Origin of the sequence: Streptomyces sp. NPDC053048, from assembly GCF_044547045.1 — a bacterium.
In the GTDB taxonomy this organism is placed as follows: domain Bacteria; phylum Actinomycetota; class Actinomycetes; order Streptomycetales; family Streptomycetaceae; genus Streptomyces.
The window spans coordinates 43,114-60,866 of record NZ_JBITZS010000008.1 but is presented as its reverse complement, the minus strand read 5'-3'; the positions used below and the strand labels follow the sequence as shown (position 1 = coordinate 60,866).

At 74.0% G+C, this 17,753-nt stretch carries 16 protein-coding genes and 2 pseudogenes; 9 read left to right on the top strand and 9 right to left on the bottom strand.

The window, feature by feature from the left end:
* The first annotated feature begins 95 nt into the window (after positions 1-95).
* On the top strand, positions 96-839 hold the full coding sequence (locus ACIG36_RS21870) for a PIG-L deacetylase family protein (protein ID WP_399930247.1): 744 nt from the start codon (positions 96-98) through the stop codon (positions 837-839).
* Between the two features lies 1 nt (position 840).
* Here the strand turns inward: ACIG36_RS21870 and ACIG36_RS21865 are convergent, their stop codons facing one another.
* The 4 genes and pseudogenes from ACIG36_RS21865 to ACIG36_RS21850 all read right to left on the bottom strand — a co-directional run.
* Positions 841-1,728, bottom strand: coding sequence for a PP2C family protein-serine/threonine phosphatase (locus ACIG36_RS21865; protein ID WP_399930244.1), 888 nt, complete (start codon positions 1,726-1,728; stop codon positions 841-843).
* 251 nt (positions 1,729-1,979) lie between these two features.
* On the bottom strand, positions 1,980-2,363 hold the full coding sequence (gene dhaM, locus ACIG36_RS21860) for a dihydroxyacetone kinase phosphoryl donor subunit DhaM (RefSeq protein ID WP_399931192.1): 384 nt from the start codon (positions 2,361-2,363) through the stop codon (positions 1,980-1,982).
* An 84-nt stretch (positions 2,364-2,447) separates the two neighbouring features.
* A pseudogene (gene dhaL / locus ACIG36_RS21855) lies at positions 2,448-3,077 on the bottom strand (dihydroxyacetone kinase subunit DhaL); the annotation flags it as partial.
* Between the two features lie 123 nt (positions 3,078-3,200).
* A pseudogene (locus tag ACIG36_RS21850) lies at positions 3,201-4,319 on the bottom strand (glycoside hydrolase family 18 protein); the annotation flags it as partial.
* A gap of 514 nt (positions 4,320-4,833) precedes the next feature.
* Between ACIG36_RS21850 and ACIG36_RS21845 the strand changes: the two are divergent.
* The gene (locus tag ACIG36_RS21845; protein ID WP_399930242.1) at positions 4,834-6,006 is read left to right on the top strand and encodes an acyl-CoA dehydrogenase family protein; all 1,173 of its coding nucleotides are present in this window, start codon (positions 4,834-4,836) and stop codon (positions 6,004-6,006) included.
* Between the two features lie 71 nt (positions 6,007-6,077).
* Here ACIG36_RS21845 and ACIG36_RS21840 read toward each other — a convergent pair whose 3' ends face one another.
* Positions 6,078-6,449, bottom strand: coding sequence for a hypothetical protein (locus ACIG36_RS21840; RefSeq protein ID WP_399930239.1), 372 nt, complete (start codon positions 6,447-6,449; stop codon positions 6,078-6,080).
* Between the two features lie 195 nt (positions 6,450-6,644).
* Here ACIG36_RS21840 and ACIG36_RS21835 point away from each other — a divergent pair, with 195 nt between their 5' ends.
* From ACIG36_RS21835 to fxsA, 5 genes are all read left to right on the top strand, one after another.
* Positions 6,645-7,088 (top strand): Lrp/AsnC family transcriptional regulator, encoded by a 444-nt coding sequence (locus ACIG36_RS21835; RefSeq protein WP_030365423.1) that lies wholly within the window; start codon positions 6,645-6,647, stop codon positions 7,086-7,088.
* 84 nt (positions 7,089-7,172) lie between these two features.
* Positions 7,173-8,801: an amidohydrolase gene (locus tag ACIG36_RS21830; protein WP_399930237.1), complete on the top strand. Its 1,629-nt coding sequence runs from the start codon at positions 7,173-7,175 to the stop codon at positions 8,799-8,801.
* A gap of 538 nt (positions 8,802-9,339) precedes the next feature.
* Entirely contained in the window at positions 9,340-10,992 is a 1,653-nt protein-coding gene (gene lnt / locus ACIG36_RS21825) for an apolipoprotein N-acyltransferase (protein WP_399930233.1), read from the top strand.
* Entirely contained in the window at positions 10,989-11,771 is a 783-nt protein-coding gene (locus ACIG36_RS21820) for a polyprenol monophosphomannose synthase (protein WP_399930231.1), read from the top strand. Before lnt ends, ACIG36_RS21820 begins: the two co-directional genes overlap by 4 nt.
* A 43-nt stretch (positions 11,772-11,814) precedes the next feature.
* Complete coding sequence (gene fxsA / locus ACIG36_RS21815) at positions 11,815-12,372, top strand: FxsA family membrane protein (RefSeq protein WP_399930228.1); 558 nt, start codon at positions 11,815-11,817, stop codon at positions 12,370-12,372.
* A gap of 104 nt (positions 12,373-12,476) precedes the next feature.
* Here the strand turns inward: fxsA and ACIG36_RS21810 are convergent, their stop codons facing one another.
* Positions 12,477-12,851, bottom strand: coding sequence for an RNA polymerase-binding protein RbpA (locus tag ACIG36_RS21810; RefSeq protein WP_004948858.1), 375 nt, complete (start codon positions 12,849-12,851; stop codon positions 12,477-12,479).
* A 257-nt stretch (positions 12,852-13,108) separates the two neighbouring features.
* Positions 13,109-13,777 (bottom strand): YitT family protein, encoded by a 669-nt coding sequence (locus ACIG36_RS21805; protein ID WP_399930225.1) that lies wholly within the window; start codon positions 13,775-13,777, stop codon positions 13,109-13,111.
* A gap of 103 nt (positions 13,778-13,880) precedes the next feature.
* Between ACIG36_RS21805 and ACIG36_RS21800 the strand changes: the two genes are divergently transcribed.
* The gene (locus tag ACIG36_RS21800) at positions 13,881-15,386 is read left to right on the top strand and encodes a PLP-dependent aminotransferase family protein (protein WP_399930224.1); all 1,506 of its coding nucleotides are present in this window, start codon (positions 13,881-13,883) and stop codon (positions 15,384-15,386) included.
* A gap of 26 nt (positions 15,387-15,412) precedes the next feature.
* On the opposite strand, the gene ACIG36_RS21795 is transcribed toward ACIG36_RS21800, so the two are convergent.
* Together ACIG36_RS21795 and ACIG36_RS21790 are read right to left on the bottom strand one after the other, a co-directional pair.
* Positions 15,413-16,945, bottom strand: coding sequence for a hypothetical protein (locus ACIG36_RS21795; RefSeq protein ID WP_399930221.1), 1,533 nt, complete (start codon positions 16,943-16,945; stop codon positions 15,413-15,415).
* A gap of 51 nt (positions 16,946-16,996) precedes the next feature.
* The gene (locus tag ACIG36_RS21790) at positions 16,997-17,191 is read right to left on the bottom strand and encodes a hypothetical protein (RefSeq protein ID WP_399931189.1); all 195 of its coding nucleotides are present in this window, start codon (positions 17,189-17,191) and stop codon (positions 16,997-16,999) included.
* A gap of 104 nt (positions 17,192-17,295) precedes the next feature.
* On the opposite strand from ACIG36_RS21790, the gene ACIG36_RS21785 reads away from it, so the two are divergent.
* The gene (locus tag ACIG36_RS21785; RefSeq protein WP_399930219.1) at positions 17,296-17,712 is read left to right on the top strand and encodes an ankyrin repeat domain-containing protein; all 417 of its coding nucleotides are present in this window, start codon (positions 17,296-17,298) and stop codon (positions 17,710-17,712) included.
* Positions 17,713-17,753: the final 41 nt, after the last annotated feature.

Genomic DNA, 17,753 nt, shown 5'->3' with positions numbered 1-17,753 from the left:
ATCCGGCGAGTTCCCGCGTGTCGCGAAGAGGGAGCGATAAATGCGCACGGAAGGACGCATACGCTGACCGGGGGCTCACCGACCGAGGAGTACCCATGAACGACCGGCTCGCCGAGATGCCCACCGACTGGCAGCGGGCGCTGGCGATCGTCGCCCACCCCGACGACCTGGAGTACGGCGGTTCGGCAGCCGTCGCCACCTGGACCGACGGCGGCCGCGAGTGCGCCTACCTGCTGGCCTCGTTCGGCGAGGCCGGCATCGACGGCATGGGGCCGGGCGAGGCCGCGCCGCTGCGCGAGCGGGAGCAGCGGGCCTCGGCCGCCGCCGTCGGCGTGGCGGTCGTCGAATTCCTCGGCCACACCGACGGCGTCATCGAGTACGGCATCCAGCTGCGCCGCGAGTTCGCCGCCGCCATCCGCCGCCACCGGCCCGAGCTCGTGGTGACCCTCAACCACCACGAGACCTGGTCCTGGGGCGGCGACGTCTTCTGGAACACCCCCGACCACCGGGCCGTCGGCCGCGCCGCCCTCGATGCCGTCGCCGACGCCGGCAACCGGTGGATCTTCCCCGACCTCATCGAGGACGGCCTGCCGCCCTGGAACGGCGTGCGCTACGTGGCCGTCGCCGGCTCCCCCCGGCCCACCCATGCCGTCGACGCGCGCGCCGGCCTGGAAAAGGGGGTGAAGTCGCTGCTCTGCCACCGCACCTACATCCAGGCGCTGACCGAGGAGGACCCGGAGAACTACTGCCGGAGCTTCCTGGAGGGCAGCATGGCGGCGGTCGCGGAGCGGTTCGGCGGCCGGCCGGGCGTCGCCTTCGAACTCTTCGTCAACCGCTGAGTCAACCGCTGACCCGACCGTCGGCCCGACCGTCGGCCTTCCCGCTGACCCGATCACCGACCGGACCGCCGGCCGGCGCGCGCTCCATCACCAGGACCGCCACGTCGTCCTGCGGCCTGCCACCCGTGTGCGCGGCCAGATCGGCGCGCAGCCGCCGCAGCAGCTCGCGGGTGGGCAGGGCGGCCCAGGCGTCCAGCCGCTCGGCGAGCGGGTAGAAGCCGCCGTCCCCGTCACGCGCCTCGGTCACCCCGTCGGTGCAGGCCAGCACCCGGCAGTCGGGAGGCAGCGCGAACCGCTGGACGGGCCGGGGCGCCGCCGCCAGCTCGCCGAGCCCCAGCGGCAGGCCCTGCTGCGCCGGTTCCAGCTCGCGGACGCCGCCGTCCGCGCCGATCACGAACGGTGCCGGGTGGCCGCAGCCCACGAAGAACACCGGCACCCGGCCGTGGGCCTCGGCGGCCGGGTCGCCCTCCGTGCCGATGACCAGCGCCGTCACGAACTCCTCCGCCGCGTGCGCGGCGCGGGCGCCGTCCCGGTACTCCCGCGACCGGTGGTAGCGGTCCAGGCCCTGCTCCATCGCCACCACCCCGCTCCCCAGGTCGCCACGGTGGTACGCCGCCTCCCGGAACGCCGTGAGCACCGCGGCCCCGGCCCCCAGGGTGCCGGGCCCCTTGCCCCGTACGTCGCCGATCAGCACCCGCGTGCCGTAGGGGGTGTCGAGCACCTCGTAGATGTCGCCCCCGACCAGGGCCTCGCGCTGAGAGGAGAGATAGAAGCCGTCCACGACCATGCCGTGCGTGCGCAGCGGCAGCGGGCGCAGCAGCGCCCGCTGCGCGGCCTCGCCGGCGAGAGCGCGGGCGGGTCCGCTCGACATCGACAGGGTGCGCGACACCGCGGCAGGACCTCCGGGCCGGGAAAGGGGACGAGGGGCGACACAGAAAACGACGACAGGAAGGACGACAGGAAGGACGACAGGAAGGACGACGGGAATGGCGACGCGTGAGGGAACACGTAGACATTTCCAGACTTCGGCGGTGAATGCGCGGCGGTCGCCGCCGTGTCGTCGCCGTCTGTTCGGTTATTTCCGGCACCCCTGCTGACGCCGGAGCTTGACGCCCCGGCGCCGGCCCGCGGACGGTGACGTCAGAGCTTGCGGTACTCGCGCGCGTCGGCCGTCGCCGCGAGGACGGCGTCGAGGTCCCCGCCCGCCGAGGCCGTCACCACCGCCGCCACCGCGCCCTCCACGAACGGCGCGTCGGCGAGGTGCGTCGTCCCCTGGAGCTCCTTGGCGTCCAGCAGCGTCCTGACGGTGAGGACGGCGCTGCCCATGTCGCACAGCACGACCACGCCCGCGCCTTGGTCGGCGTCCCGGACCGCGCGGCGGACGAGCTCGGCGTCGGTGCCGACGCCGCCGCCCGGCAGGCCGCCCGCGGGGGCGACCGGTGCCGGGTCGCCCGTGCCGACCAGGGCCCTGGCGAGGGCGGCGGTCGACTGGGCCACCTCGCGGCTGTGCGAGACCAGGACCACGCCGACCCGCCCGGCGGGCGGCTCCGCCTCGGCCGCCTCCTCGGCCCCGGCCTCCTCGGGCGGCGCGGCGGCACACAACGCCGGGTCGGTGGCCTCGTACAGGGCGGTGACGAGCATCGCGGACGAGGTGGCGCCCGGGTCCTGGTGGCCGATGCTGCGCTCGCCGAGGTAGCTCGCCCGGCCCCGTCGGGCCCGCAGCGGGACGGTCGCCTCGGCGCCCGCCCTGGCCGCCCGCGCCGCGGCGTCGAGTGCGTGGGCCGTGTCGCCGTGGGCGAGGGCTTCGAGATAGGCGTCGGCGGCCGGCTGCAGCGCGTCGACCATCGTCTTGTCGCCGGGGGCCGAGTCGCCGAGCCGCCGTACGCTCGCGACGGCCGCCGCCAGGGCCCGGCCCAGGGTCTCGGGCTCGACCACGGCCTCGTCGCCGAGCACCTTGCCCATGCGGCGCAGGACCGTTCCGTACAGCGGTCCGGAGGCCCCGCCGACCGTGTTGGTCAGGTGGATGCCGACGGCGGTCAGCAGGGCGCCGGGTGTGGCGGGCGGTTCGGCGGCGACGGCGTCGGCGGCCGAGGTGAATCCGCGCTTGAGGTTGGCGCCGTGGTCGGCGTCGCCGATCGCGGCGTCGAGCTCGGTCAGCCGCGCGGCCCCGGCGACGACGACGCGCGTGGCGCGGTCCAGGAAGCGGCGGAAGAAGTCCAGGTCGAGCGTGACGGTCATGGGCGGCGGCTCCTTGTGCGTGCACGTGTGCCGCTCAGGGTAGTTCGGCCTCTCCCGCCCGGGAGCGTCCGCCCGCGCGGGAGAGGGGGCGCCGGGGCCGTCACCACCGGCGCCCCGCCGCGATCAGTTGATCGCCTTGATCAGCTCGCCGTCGGCGGTGTCCCCGCTGAGCTCCCAGAAGAACGTTCCGCCCAGGTTCTTGCGGTTCTTGTAGGCCATCTTCCCGGCGATGGTCGAGGGGGTGTCGTAACTCCACCAGTCGCTGCCGCACTTGGCGTAGGCCGTGCCCCCCACCGTCCCGTTGGCCGGGCAGGTGGACTTGAGGACCTTGTAGTCCTCGAAGCCGTTCTCGTAGGTGCCCTTCGCCGGTCCGGTGGCCGTGCCGCCGGGGGCGGACTGGGTGACGCCCGTCCAGCCGCGGCCGTAGAAGCCCAGGCCCAGCAGCAGCTTGGAGGACGGGATGCCCAGCGAGGTGAGCTTGGTGATGGTGGCGTCGGTGTCGAACCCGGCCTTGGGAATGCCGGTGTAGGAGGTCAGGGGGGAGTGCGGGGCGGTGGGGCCCTTGGCCTCCCAGGCGCCGAAGTAGTCGTACGTCATGGGGTTGTACCAGTCGACGTAGCGGGCGGCTCCCGCGTAGTCGACGGCGTCTATCTTCCCGCCGCTGGAGGCGTCCGCGGTGATGGCGGCGGTGACGAGGTTCCTGCTCCCGAACTTCGCCCGGAGCGCGGCCATCATGTCGCGGAAGGCGGTGCGTCCGCTGGTGTCGCAGGTCAGGCCGCAGGCGTTGGGGTACTCCCAGTCGATGTCGATGCCGTCGAAGACATCGGCCCAGCGCGGGTCCTCGACCAGGTTGTAACAGGACTCGGCGAACGCGGCGGGGTTCTTGGCGGCCTCGCCGAAGCCGCCGGACCAGGTCCAGCCGCCGAAGGACCAGATGACCTTGAGGTTGGGGTGCAGCTTCTTGAGCTTGCGCAGCTGGTTGAAGTTGCCGCGCAGGGCGCCGTTGTCCCAGGTGTCGGCCTTGCCGTCGACGCTGCCGGCGGCGTCGTAGGCCTTGTCGTAGTCGGCGTAGGCGTCGCCGATGGCGCACTTGCCGCCGGTGACATTGCCGAAGGCGTAGTTGATGTGGGTGAGCTTCGCGGCGGAACCGGAGGTTTCGATGTTCTTGACGTGGTAATTACGCTGATAAACGCCCCAGTTGGTGAAGTATCCGACCACGCGGCGGCCGGCCGCGGTGTCGTCGGTGGGTGTGTCTGCGGGGACGTCGGCGGACGCGTTCGTGGCGGAGGCCTTCGCGGAGGCGGCGGTGGGGGGGGGGGGGGGGGGGGGGGGGGGGGGGCGCCCCCCGGGCGGGGGGGGGGGCCGCCACCAGACCGCCCGCCAGCAGCGCCAGGCCGGCGGCCGTGGCGGCGAGCAGGGTTCGGGGGCGATGTCCGTGCGTTCTGAGCATGGGGGGTTCTCCTCGGTGGGTGGGGAGAGCGCCTTGACATGGACGCGTTGAACGGTGGGGAAACCGTAGAAGGACTAGACCAATACGGTCAATGGTTCGGACCAAAACGATCCGGGCAGGCCTTCAAGATCCACAGACCCGTGACGCCGGGCCCCCGATCGGGCATACTCCAACCCGCCACAGCCGCAGGTCACCGGATTCCGCGACCCGGCCCGTGATCATCGGCTGGGGGCACCTACCGGCGACGGCGCCGACACCCTTGTGCGCCGGCCGTCGCAGCGCCCGACAGGGAGGAGAGCCGCCGTCATGACCGATCACGGCCCGCAGCCGGTGGAGCGTCAGCTGCCCACCGAGGAAGCCCGCGACCTGATCTCGCTCGTACGGGAGATGGTCCAGCGGGAGATCGCGCCCGACGCGGCCGCACAGGAGGACGCCGGGACCTTCCCGCGCGACGTCTTCCGGCTGCTCTCCGCGTCCGGACTGCTGGCACTGCCGTACGCCGAGGAGTTCGGCGGCGGCGACCAGCCCTACGAGGTCTACCTCCAGGTGCTCGAGGAACTCGCCGCCGCCCGCCTGACCGTGGGCCTCGGCGTCAGCGTGCACACCCTCGCCTGCCACGCCCTGGCCGGCTACGGCACCAAGGAGCAGCGGGCCGAGCACCTGCCCGCCATGCTCGGCGGCGGACTGCTGGGCGCCTACTGCCTGTCCGAGCCGGCCGCCGGCTCCGACGCCGCCTCGCTGCGCACCAGGGCGACGCGCGAGGGCGACACCTGGACCATCGAGGGCACCAAGGCGTGGATCACCCATGGCGGGGTCGCGGACTTCTACACCGTCCTGGCGCGGACGGGCGGTGAGGGCGCCCATGGCATCACGGCGTTCCTCGTCCCGGGCGACGCCCCGGGCCTGTCCGCCGCGCCGCCCGAGCGCAAGATGGGCATGAAGGGCTCGCCCACCGCGCAGTTGCACTTCGACGGGGTGAAGGTGCCCGACTCCCGCCGCATCGGCGAGGAGGGCCAGGGCTTCGCGATCGCCCTCTCCGCCCTCGACTCGGGCCGCCTCGGCATCGCCGCCTGTGCCGTCGGCGTCGCCCAGGCGGCCCTGGACGAGGCGCTCGCCTTCGTGGCCGAGCGGCGGCAGTTCGGCCGTCCGCTGGCCGACTTCCAGGGGCTGCGCTTCATGCTCGCGGACATGGCCACGCAGATCGAGGCGGGCCGCGCGCTCTACCTCTCCGCCGCCCGGCTGCGCGACCAGGGCAGGCCCTTCTCGAAGGAAGCCGCCATGGCCAAGCTCTTCTGCACCGACGCCGGGATGCGGATCACCACCGACGCCGTCCAGCTGATGGGCGGCTACGGCTACACGGCGGACTTCCCCGCCGAGCGCTACATGCGGGAGGCGAAGGTCCTGCAGATCGTCGAGGGCACCAACCAGATCCAGCGGATGGTCGTCGCCCGGCACGTCGCGGGCCCCGAATCCCGCTGACGGCGGCGGCCGCCCGGCCGTCCCGGCCGCCGGCGGGGCCCCGGGCCCCTCGGCGGCCGGGACGGGCGGCGTCAGGAGGGGCGGCGCATCTCCGGGACACGGCGCGGGCGCGAGCCCGGTCCGCCGATGTGCGAGAAGGGCTGCGTCCGCCAGTCCAGGCTCTCCGGCAGCGTGAGCAGCAGGGCCGCGTCCAGGCCCTGGGCGTCGAGGGACTCGTCGGCCGGGGTGGCGTCCTCCACCCCGCGCCCCGAACCCGGGCAGACCGTGAGGCCGAACGGGTTCCACGGGGACGGGCACAGCGCGTGCTCCGGCAGGACGTCCTCGTCGGCGAGCAGCGCGATGGGACGCGCGCAGTCCGGGCACGTCACCCGGAACATCTCGTAGGTGTCGGTCTCGTACAGGCCGCCTTCGCCGTCGTTCTCCAGGCGTTCCAGGCTGGGCATAGTGTTTCTCCCCCTCGGATGGGCCGGCCAGGCATCTCGGCCTCGGCCACAGCAAGCACTTCCCTATTGGAGAGCCAGGTAATCGCCACGTCCGGGAGGACACGGGTGCACACCTGTGGCGTTTGTCACATGACCGGTGCGCCCGCGGTGCCGCCGACTGTGCCGGGCGCGTCCGCACCCAGTAGGTTGATCCACGTGGAGGAGTTGGACAGAGAGATCGTGGAACTGCTCGTCAAGGACGGGCGGATGAGCTACACCGACCTGGGCAAGGCCACCGGCCTGTCCACCTCGGCGGTGCACCAGCGTGTACGCCGGCTCGAACAGCGGGGCGTCATCCGCGGCTACGCGGCGGTGGTGGACCCCGAGGCCGTCGGGCTGCCCCTGACCGCGTTCATCTCGGTGAAGCCGTTCGATCCCAGCGCGCCGGACGACATCGCGGACCGGCTCGCCGAGATCCCCGAGATCGAGGCGTGCCACAGCGTCGCCGGCGACGAGAACTACATCCTGAAGGTACGGGTGGCCACGCCGCTGGAGCTCGAGCACCTGCTCGCCCGTATCCGCTCGTTGGCTGGGGTGTCGACCCGCACCACGATCGTGCTCTCGACGCCGTACGAGGCGCGGCCGCCGCGGGTGGGATGAGCGCCGGACGGGCCGCCGGCGACACGCGGTCCGGGGCGGAGCCCCGGTGACGGGGCGGGGCCGGGTGGGGGAGAGACTGATCCCATGAGCGAGCGCCCCGAAACGACCGTCCTGTTGCGCAACGGCGACGTCCACACCCCCGCCGACCCCTTCGCCACCGCGATGGTCGTCCAGGGCGACAGCGTCGCCTGGGTCGGCTCCGAAGGCGCGGCCGACTCCTTCGCCGACGGCGTCGACGAGGTCGTCGACCTGCGCGGAGCGCTCGTCACCCCCGCGTTCACCGACGCGCACGTGCACACCACCGCCACCGGCCTCGCGCTGACCGGCCTCGACCTGACGGGCGTGACCACGCTGGGCGAGGCGCTGCGCCGGGTGCGGGCGTACGCCGCCTCCCGGCCCGGCGACCGGGTGCTGCTCGGGCACGGCTGGGACGCGAGCGCCTGGCCCGAGCGGCGGCCCCCCTCCCGCCGGGAGCTCGACGAGGCCACCGGCGGCCGGCCGCTCTACCTGACCCGCGCCGACGTGCACTCCGCCGTCGTCACCACCGCCCTGCTCGACCTCGTCCCGCACGCCCGCGACCTGCCCGGCCACGCCCCCGACGCGCCGCTGACCGACGCCGCCCACCACGCCGTGCGCGCCGCCGCGTACGCCGTCGTCACCCCCGCCCAGCGCACCGAGGCGCAGCGCGCCGCGCTCGCCCGCGCCGCCTCCCTGGGCATCGGCTCCGTCCACGAATGCGCCGGGCCCGAGATCTCGGGCGAGGACGACCTGACGGACCTGCTGCGGCTCGCCGCCGAGGAGCCCGGACTCCGGGTGACCGGCTACTGGGCCGAGGCCGTCACCTCCGCCGAGGACGCGGCCCGCGTCCGGAAGCTGGGCGCGATCGGCGCGGCCGGCGACCTGTTCGTCGACGGCTCCCTCGGCTCGCACACCGCCTGCCTGCACGAGCCCTACGCCGACCGGCCCGGCCACACCGGCACCGCCCACCTCGACGCCCGTGCCATCGCCGCCCACGTCACCGCGTGCACCGAGGCCGGCGTCCAGGCCGGCTTCCACGCCATCGGCGACGCCGCGCTCACCGCCGTCGTCGAGGGCGTCCGGGCCGCGGCCGGCACCCTCGGCCTGGCCCGGGTCCGCGCCGCCCGGCACCGGGTCGAGCACGCCGAGATGCTGAGCCCCGAGCTGATCGCGGCGTTCGCCGAACTCGCCCTGACCGCCTCCGTGCAGCCCGCCTTCGACGCCGCCTGGGGCGGCGAGGAGGCCATGTACGCCGAGCGCCTGGGCCGCGAACGGGCCCGCACCCTCAACCCGTACGCCGCCATGATGCGGGCCGGCGTCCCGCTCGCCCTGGGCTCCGACAGCCCCGTCACGCCCCTCGACCCGTGGGGCACCGTCCGGGCCGCCGCCTTCCACCGCACGCCCGCCCACCGCGTCTCGGTGCGCGCCGCCTTCACCGCGCACACGCGCGGCGGCTGGCGGGCCATCGGGCGGGACGACGCGGGCGTGCTGGTGCCGGGCGCGCCCGCCGACTACGCGGTGTGGGAGACCGGCGACCTCGTGGTGCAGGTGCCCGACGACCGGGTGGCCAACTGGTCCACGGACCCCCGCTCGGGCACGCCCGGCCTGCCCGACCTGACCCCCGGCTCCCCGCTGCCGGTCTGCCTGCGCACCGTGGTGGGCGGACGGACGGTCCACTCGCGCCCGAACGGGTGACGCCACAAGATCCACGTACCGCCGAACGACGTGCCCCCGGCCTGTCGCGGCACGCCGTCATCTGCCGTACTGACCTGCTGATTTGAGGGAGGCGCGCAGGTCGCGAGGGTGTTGACACGATGCGGGCGGCGGCCGGTAGGTTCTCCGCTGTCCACCACAGGACGTCCGGCCGGGGAACCTCCACGCAGTCGTCGAACGCCGCTGGGCCATGGGGCGGGGTGCCGGGAAGGCGCGCCGCCACTGGGAGCCAGGTCCAGCGCACGGGGGCGAGGGAAGGTTCCGCCAGGCCGGCAGGTGCGACCCGGGTGGGGCCCGGACGTTCAGTAGACAACGGCTCTGGGGCGACCGCAGCCAGCGGATCCCCGGCCGGCCCGAAGGACACCGGGCCCCCATTCGCCCTTCCCCCCGGGGCCCGCCTCCGCGCACCCGGCGGGCCGCGGCACGCCCGCAGCGAGGTACGGTCGAGCAGATACTCCCGAACGCTGCAGGAAGGCCGCCGACCGTGCCCTCGGGCCCCGAAACCACCCCCCAAGCCGCCGTGAGCCCGCCGGCGGCCGTCGGCGCGCCCCGCGACGCGGACGCCCCCGCCGCGCGCCCCGGCCGGGCCGTTCGCCTGGCCCGGCTGGCCCGCCGCGAGGCGCCGCGCACCGGCCTGGCCGCGGTCGCCGGACTGGCCCTGGCGGTGGCCTTCCCGCCGTACGGCCTGTGGCCGCTGTCCGTGCTCGCCGTCGCCGCCCTGGCCCTGCTGACCCGGGGCCGGACGGCACGGCAGGGCGCCTGGACGGGCTTCGCCTTCGCGCTGCCCTTCTTCTTCGTGCTGCTGCGCTGGCTGCACGTGGTGGGCTACGACGCCGTGGTCGGCCTGTCGGCCGTCGAGGCGCTGTTCGTGGCCGCCCTCGGCGCGGGGCTCGCGGTGACCTCGCGGCTGCCCGGGTGGCCGCTGTGGGGCGCCTGCCTGTGGATCGCGCAGGAGTGGGCGCGCGACCGGCTGCCGTTCGGCGGCTTCCCGTGGGGCCGGCTGGCCTTCGCCAACACCGGCTCGCCCTTCACCCCGCTCGCCGCCCTCGGCGGCGCCCCGCTGGTGACGTTCGCGGTGGCGCTGACGGGCGGCCTGCTGGCCTACGCGGCCCTGATCGCGTACCGCCTGCGCGGCGCCGGGCCGCGGACCGTGCGGGCGGCGCTGCCCGGGGTCGAGGCGGCGGCCCTGGCGATCGCCGTGGTCCTGGCCGGGTACGCCGTGCCCGTGCCCACGAAGGCCGACGACACGGCCGACATCGCCATCGTCCAGGGCAATGTGCAGAACCCGGGCATGAACTTCCTCGGCCGCCCGATGATGATCCTCAACAACCATGTCGAGGCGACCCTGCAGCTGGCCCGGGACATCAAGGAGGGCCGGGCGAAGAAGCCCGACCTGGTGATCTGGCCGGAGAACTCCTCCGACCTCGATCCCTTCCAGTACCCGGAGGCCTACGACCGGATCGAGGAGGCGGTCAAGGCCGTCGACGTGCCCGTCCTCGTGGGCGCCCTGATCGACCACCCCGGCAAGCAGGGCTACATCGACAACAAGGGCATCGTCTGGGATCCGCGGACCGGGCCCGGCGCCTCCTACGCCAAGCAGCACCCGGTGCCGTTCGGCGAGTACGTGCCCTTCCGGGACCAGCTGAGCAAGGTCATCACCCGGCTCCAGCGCGTCCCCCGCGACTTCTACCCCGGCGAGCGCACCGGTGTGCTCCAGCTCGGCCCGGCCCGGCTCGGCGACGTCATCTGCTTCGAGGTGGCCTACGACGAGATCGTCCGCGACACGGTCGCCGCCGGTGCCCGCGCCCTGGTCGTACAGACCAACAACGCCACCTACGGCCGCACCGGCCAGCCCGAGCAGCAGCTGGCGATGTCCCGGCTGCGCGCCGTCGAGCACGGCCGGGCCGTGGTCACCGCCGCGACCAGCGGCATCAGCGCGGTCGTCGCGCCCGACGGCAGGGTGCTGCAGCGCAGCGAGGAGTTCACGCGCGACGTGATCAGCGCGCGCATCCCGCTGCGGGACGGGACGACCCTGGCCGACCGCGTCGGTGCGGGGCCGGAATGGGCGCTCGCTATCGTGGGTCTTCTGTCCTGCGCGGCCGCAGTCCTGATCGGCCGTCGGGTCCGGCCGGAGGGAACCGAAGAGGTTATGGACAAGAAGGGCCAGCTGTGAACGACGGTGGTCAGCGGAGATTCGGTCCGCTCGGCACGACCTTGGTGATCATTCCGACCTACAACGAGGCGGAGAACATCAAGCCCATCGTCGCCCGGGTGCGCGAGGCCGTACCCGAGGCGCACGTGCTCGTCGCCGACGACAACAGCCCCGACGGCACCGGCAAGCTCGCGGACGAGCTGGCGACCGAGGACGACCACGTCAAGGTGCTGCACCGCAAGGGCAAGGAGGGGCTGGGCGCCGCCTACCTGGCCGGCTTCCGCTGGGGCCTGGACAACGGCTACGGCGTGCTGGTGGAGATGGACGCCGACGGCTCCCACCAGCCCGAGGAGCTGCCCCGGCTGCTGACCGCCCTCAAGGGCGCCGACCTGGTGCTCGGCTCGCGCTGGGTGCCCGGCGGCCGGGTGGTGAACTGGCCCAAGTCCCGCGAGATCCTCTCGCGCGGCGGCTCCACGTACTCCCGCCTGATGCTCGACGTGCCCATCCGTGACGTCACCGGCGGCTTCCGGGCGTTCCGCCGGGAGACCCTGGAGGGCCTGGGCATGGAGGAGGTGGCCTCGCAGGGCTACTGCTTCCAGGTCGACCTGGCCTGGCGCGCGGTCAAGGCCGGCTTCCACGTGGTGGAGGTCCCCATCACCTTCGTCGAGCGCGAGCTGGGGGACAGCAAGATGAGCCGCGACATCGTCGCGGAGGCCCTGTGGCGGGTCACGTCCTGGGGCCTGGGTTCCCGGGCCGCCAAGGTGCTGGGCAAGGACCAGCAGGACGTAAGGCCCCGATAAGCCCGTGCCGCCCGTTCCGCCGCCGTCCGGGCACACTTGAGGCATGACGTTCGGAGCGCAGCAGCAGACGGTGAACAGCGGCCCGCCCAAGCGGAGCCGGGCCCGCAGGATCGTTCCCCTGGGCGTGGCGGTCTGGGCGGTGCTGGAGATCTGGCTGCTGACGCTGGTGGCCGGGCAGGCGGGCGGGCTGACCGTCCTGGCGCTGCTGGCCGGGGGCGTGCTCGTCGGCTCGTACGTGATCAAGCGGGCCGGGCGCCGGGCCTGGCAGCGGCTGACGCAGTCGCTGCAGACCCCTGGCGCTCCCGCCCCCTCGGCCGAGGGCGGCGGGAACGCCCTGACGATGCTGGGCGGGCTGCTGCTGATGGTGCCGGGCATGATCTCCGACGTCGCCGGGCTGCTGTGCCTCTTCCCGCCGAGCCGGGCGCTGCTGCGCCGGACGCTGGGCCGGCGGCTGCAGCGGCCGGGGACGCTCGGTGACGCCTTCCAGCAGGCCCAGCAGGCGGCCCGGGTGAACCACCCCGGCGGCAAGGTCGTCCAGGGCGAGGTCGTCCGCGACGAGCCGCCCGCGCCCCGGCGCGACGACCCGCAGCTCCCGCGCTGAGCGCCGGAGCCGCGTACGGAAGGACACGCGCAAAAGGGCCCGGGGCCACTGCTCGATCGCAGTGGCCCCGGGCCCTTGGTGTTGCTGTGCGGTGCGCGCCGCCGTCAGGCGGACTTGCGCGTGTCGCGCGGATGCACGGCGATGTTCATGGCGCCGGAGCGCAGGACGGCCAGCCGCTCGGCCAGCACCTCCTCCAGCTCCTCGCGGGTGCGCCGCTCCATGAGCATGTCCCAGTGCGTACGCGCGGGCTTGCCCTTCTTCTCCTCGGGACCATCGCCGTCCACCAGGAGTGCGACGGCGCCGCACGCCTTGCACTCCCACTCCGGCGGAATCTCCGCCTCTACCGAGAACGGCATCTCAAATCGATGCCCGTTCGGGCATGCGTACTCCACCGCCTGGCGCGGGGCCAGATCGATGCCGCGGTCGGTCTCGTAGCTGGTAACCACAAGTCGCGTGCCGCGGAGAGCTCGCTCACTCATGAATCGTGCCTCCCGGGCTTAGTCGCCCACAGGACAGGTGTCGCTGTCGTCGTCATCCGGTCAACGTCCGGTCGGCGGTGAAGATTCCCCGTTGAGGGACATGCGTCGCCCGTCGTGCCGCCCCTTGTTGTACCCACCGGCGCCCGTTTTGTCACATCTGGCAATAGATGTCACCCTGTGTTTCCGCTGCTTGAGCGCGCAGTAACGGTTCGTTCGGTGGGTCGAAGGCGTACACTACCGGCCCGCATGTTTGAGGCCTAAACCGGGTCCGGTACCTCTCGGGCGGAAGTGGCTGGAGTGACGAATTCCGTTTTGCCGGACCCGTCCGGCTCCGGGCGGGCGAACAGCCGCAGGAAGAACTGCGCCAGCGGGCCGATGCCCACGGCGAAGAGCACCGTGCCCACGCCCACCGAGCCGCCCAGCGCGAAGCCGGTGGCCAGCACCGTGACCTCGATGCAGGTCCGCACCAACCGCACCGAGCGCCCGGTCCTGCGGTGCAGCCCCGTCATCAGCCCGTCGCGCGGGCCCGGCCCGAAGCGCGGCGCGATGTAGAGCCCCGTCGCCAGGCCGCACAGCACCACCGAGAACAGCAGCAGCGGTATCCGGGCCCACAGCGAGCCGGTCGCCGGCACCACGCTCAGCGTGGCGTCCATCACCAGGCCGATCACCAGGACGTTCGAGACCGTGCCCAGCCCCGGGCGCTGCCGCAGCGGGATCCACAGCAGCAGCACCACCACGCCGATGAGGATCGTCGCCGTGCCGATCGACATACCGGTGTGCCGCGACACCCCCTGGTTGAGCACGTCCCACGGCGCCAGCCCGAGCCCCGCGCGCAGCTGCAGCGCCCCGCTCACCCCGTACAGCACGAGCCCGCCGTACAGCTGGACGAGACGGCGGGCCAGTCCTGATCCCCGTGGCGCAGACACAGAATCCTCCCCAGTGGTGGTGCAAGTGGCTTGACGCGTGACAGTCTGTGGACTGGGTCGCACAATGATCCATGGCCAATCCCGGGAAGGTGGACTGCAAGCGATGACTCAGTGGACTTCTTCGGTCGGAGCGCCACAGCTCGCGCGTCTCCTCGGCTCGCAGCACACGCGCGACACCGTCACCTCCCTCGGCGGCCGCCGGCTGCCCGCCTACCGCTCCCTGGCGGACGGCGTCCGGCTGCTCGTCCTCGAGGGGCGCGTCCCCGTGGCCGCCCGGCTGCCCGCCGAGCGCGAACTGGCCGCCGCCCTGTCCGTCAGCCGCACCACCGTCGCCGCCGCCTACGAGGCCCTGCGCGGCGAGGGCTTCCTCGAGTCCCGCCGCGGCGCCGGCAGCTGGACCGCGATGCCCGCCGGCAGCCCGCTGCCCACCCGGGCCCTGGACCCGCTGCCCCCCGAGGCCGCCGCCTCGGTCATCGACCTCGGCTGCGCCGCCCTGACCGCCCCCGAGCCCTGGCTCACCCGCGCCTTCCAGGGCGCCCTCGAGGAGCTGCCGCCCTACGCGCACACCCACGGCGACTACCCCGCCGGGCTGCCCGCCCTGCGCCAGGCGCTCGCCGACCGCTACACCGCCCGCGGCATCCCCACCATGCCCGAGCAGATCATGGTCACCACCGGGGCCATGGGCGCTGTCGCCGCCATCTGCCGGCTGATGGCCGGGCACGGCGAGCGCGTCGCCGTCGAGTCGCCCTCGTACGCCAACGTCCTGCAGCTCATGCGGGAGGCCGGTGCCCGCCTGGTGCCCGTCGCGATGGCCGACCGGCTGGGCGGCTGGGACCTGCACGCCTGGCGCCAGGTGCTGCGCGACGCCGCACCCCGCATGGCCTACGTCATCGCCGACTTCCACAACCCCACCGGCGCCCTGGCCCCCGAGGAGCAGCGCCGTCAACTGGTCGAGGCCGCCCGCGCCGCCGGCACCCTGCTGGTGGCCGACGAGACCATGTCCGAGCTCGTCCTGGAGGACGGCCTCGAGATGCCCCGGCCGGTCTGCGCCTTCGACCCCGCCGGCAACGCCGTCATCACCGTCGGCTCGGCCAGCAAGTCCTTCTGGGCCGGGCTGCGCATCGGCTGGGTGCGGGCCGCCCCCGATGTGATCCGCAGCCTCGTCGCCGCCCGCGCCTACGCCGACCTCGGCACGCCCGTCATCGACCAGCTCGCCGTCACCTGGCTGCTGAACACCGGAGGCTGGGACTCCGCCCTCGGGATACGGCGTGAGCAGACCCGCGAGAACCGCGACGCCGTCGTCGCGGCCGTCCGCCGCCACCTGCCCGACTGGGAGTTCACCGTCCCGCGCGGCGGCCTCACGCTGTGGGCGCGCACCGGCGGACTGTCCGGTTCCAGGATCGCGGAGGCGGGGGAGCGGCTGGGCGTACGGGTGCCCTCGGGACCGCGCTTCGGCGTCGACGGCGCCTACGAGGGGTACGTGCGGCTGCCGTTCACCGTGGGCTCGGCCGTCGCCGAACAGGCGGCGACCCGGCTGGCCGAAGCTGCCCGCCAGGTGGCGAGCGGCGCCACCGCCGCCGTGGAGATGCCCCGCACGTACGTGGCGTGAGGCGGGTCTCCGTGGGCCGGGCGCCGTTACGGTGTTCCGCGGGCCGGGCGCCCTGCGGCGGGCCACTCCGGCAGCAGGCGCAGCACCGCCTCCCGCTGCGCCTCGCTGGTCTCCTCGTCGTACGGGTCGGGGGTCGCCGGCACCTGCAGCCGGTGCACGGGCCCGGCGCCCAGCCGCGCGTACCCGCGCCCCGGGGGCATGTCCTCGGCGGGGGTGGTGTGCGGGTCCGCGCCCAGGGCGTACGCCGCCTGCTCCGCGGTGACCGGCCCCAGCACCACGCGGGCGCCGGTGTGGGCGAACAGCGCCTCGCCCAGCTGCCCGGCCGCCTCCAGGTGTTCGCCCGCCACCACGGTGACATTGGCGACGCGCCCGAGCCGCAGCGGCACCTGGAGCAGCTCCTGCGGGTCCTGGCGGCCCTCGCCGGCGGCGAGCCGGCTCAGCGCGGACGGACGGTCGGTCACGATCCACAGGGGGCGGCGGATGTCGTCGGGCGGCGGACGGCCGTTGGCGCGCGCGTAGTTGGCGGCCATCAGGCGCCGCTCCGTCTCATGGGAGACCCACTCCAGGACGGCGAGCGCCCCCGCCGCCGAGGACTCCACCGCCAGCACGCCCTCGCGGCCCACCAGGCACGCGTACTCGCCGGGACCGCCGCCGTCGAGCACCACCGCGTCGCCGTGGTGCAGGGCCTGCAGCGCCACCGAGCGCAGCAGCGTCGTGGTGCCGCGGCCCGGCACGCCGAGGACCAGCAGGTGCGGCTCGGTGGAGCGCGGCCCCGTGCGCCAGACGACGGGCGGAGCGTCGCGCGTGCCCCGGCCGTCGGTCACCGGCAGCGTCCGCTGCACGGCGCCGGGGTCGGTGAAGCCCAGCACGGTCTCGCCGGGCACCGTCACGAACCGCTGGGCCCAGATGTCGGTGGGCAGCGGCGGCAGCACGCTCAGCCCGAGCCGGTTGGTGGCCTCGTCCCAGTGGAACCGGTACTCCCGGCCCCGCCCGGCCTTGAGGTGCAGCAGCGCCTCGATCCGGGCCCGGGAGCCGTGCTCGCCGTCGGTGAAGTAGCCGGGGTAGCGCAGCCGGAGGACGGTCAGCCGCCCCTGGTCGTCGAACGCGTGATCCTCGAATACGGTGCGCCAGTCGCCGCCGTGCTCGTACAGCGGACTGGGGTCCTGCGGGGTGGCGAAGTACGGCACCAGTGCCTCGTACAGCGCCTGCAGACGGTCGTTCTCCACCTCGCCGGACTCCTCCGGCTCCGCCGCCCGCTCCCGGCCCGCCCAGGCGCCCGCCATCACCAGGGCCGCGGCGGCCAGCGGCGGCCCGTACGGCACCAGCGCCACGATGACCAGGCTGGAACCCAGCAGGAGCAGGGCGGGGCCGCGCCGGTCGCCGGGCATCCGCACCCAGCCGCGCACCGCCTTCACGGCGAGCCGGCGCAGCCCCCGGGCCACCACGAACAGCGGGTGGAGCATGTCCCTGGTGTTCTCGGCCGTGCCGCGCACCAGCTCCCGGCCCCGGTCGAACGAGGGGCCGCCGGTCAGGGTGCGGGGGAGCGAACGCCGGCCCACGGGATCTCCTCGGGTCGTGGTGGCGGTGGGTGTCGTCGGCCCTGACGGGGCCTAGAACTTGATGCCGCCCAGCAGGCTGGCCAGGCTGGCGCCGCCCGCCTTGATGCTGGGGGCGATGCCCGTCCCCGCCAGGTAGAACCCGAACAGGGCGCAGACGAGCCCGTGCGAGGCCTTGAGGTTGTCCTTGCGGAAGAACAGGAAGACGACGATCCCGAGGAGCACGACGCCCGAGATGGAGAGGATCATGGGTATCTCCTGGAACTGGGGGGCGGTCACCATGAGTCCTTCCAGCTTCACAGAAAGTACTATTCCGGCAACTGGGGACACACCCGTACGGAGGATGGCACGCCATGACCGGACCGACGCCCGAAGCCGAAGAGCCCGCCCACGACCCGGAGGTGCTGCAGCTCGCCGCCAAGGTCTTCGACCTCGCGCGGCACGGTGACACCGACACGCTCGCCGCCTACGTGGACGCGGGTGTTCCGGCGAATCTCACCAATGACAGGGGCGACTCGCTCGTCATGCTCGCCGCCTACCACGGCCACGCCGACGCCGTCAGCGCGCTGCTGCAGCGCGGGGCCGACCCCGACCGGCCCAACGACCGGGGGCAGACGCCGCTGGCGGGCGCGGTCTTCAAGGGCGAGTCCGATGTCGTGCGCATCCTGGTGGAGCACGGCGCGGACCCGGCCGCGGGAACGCCGTCGGCGATCGATACCGCCGCCATGTTCGCCCGCCAGGACCTGCTGGACATCCTTCAGGGCAAGTGACGGCCGGGCCGGGGGTGCCGGGGGAGAGCTCCCGACGGTGC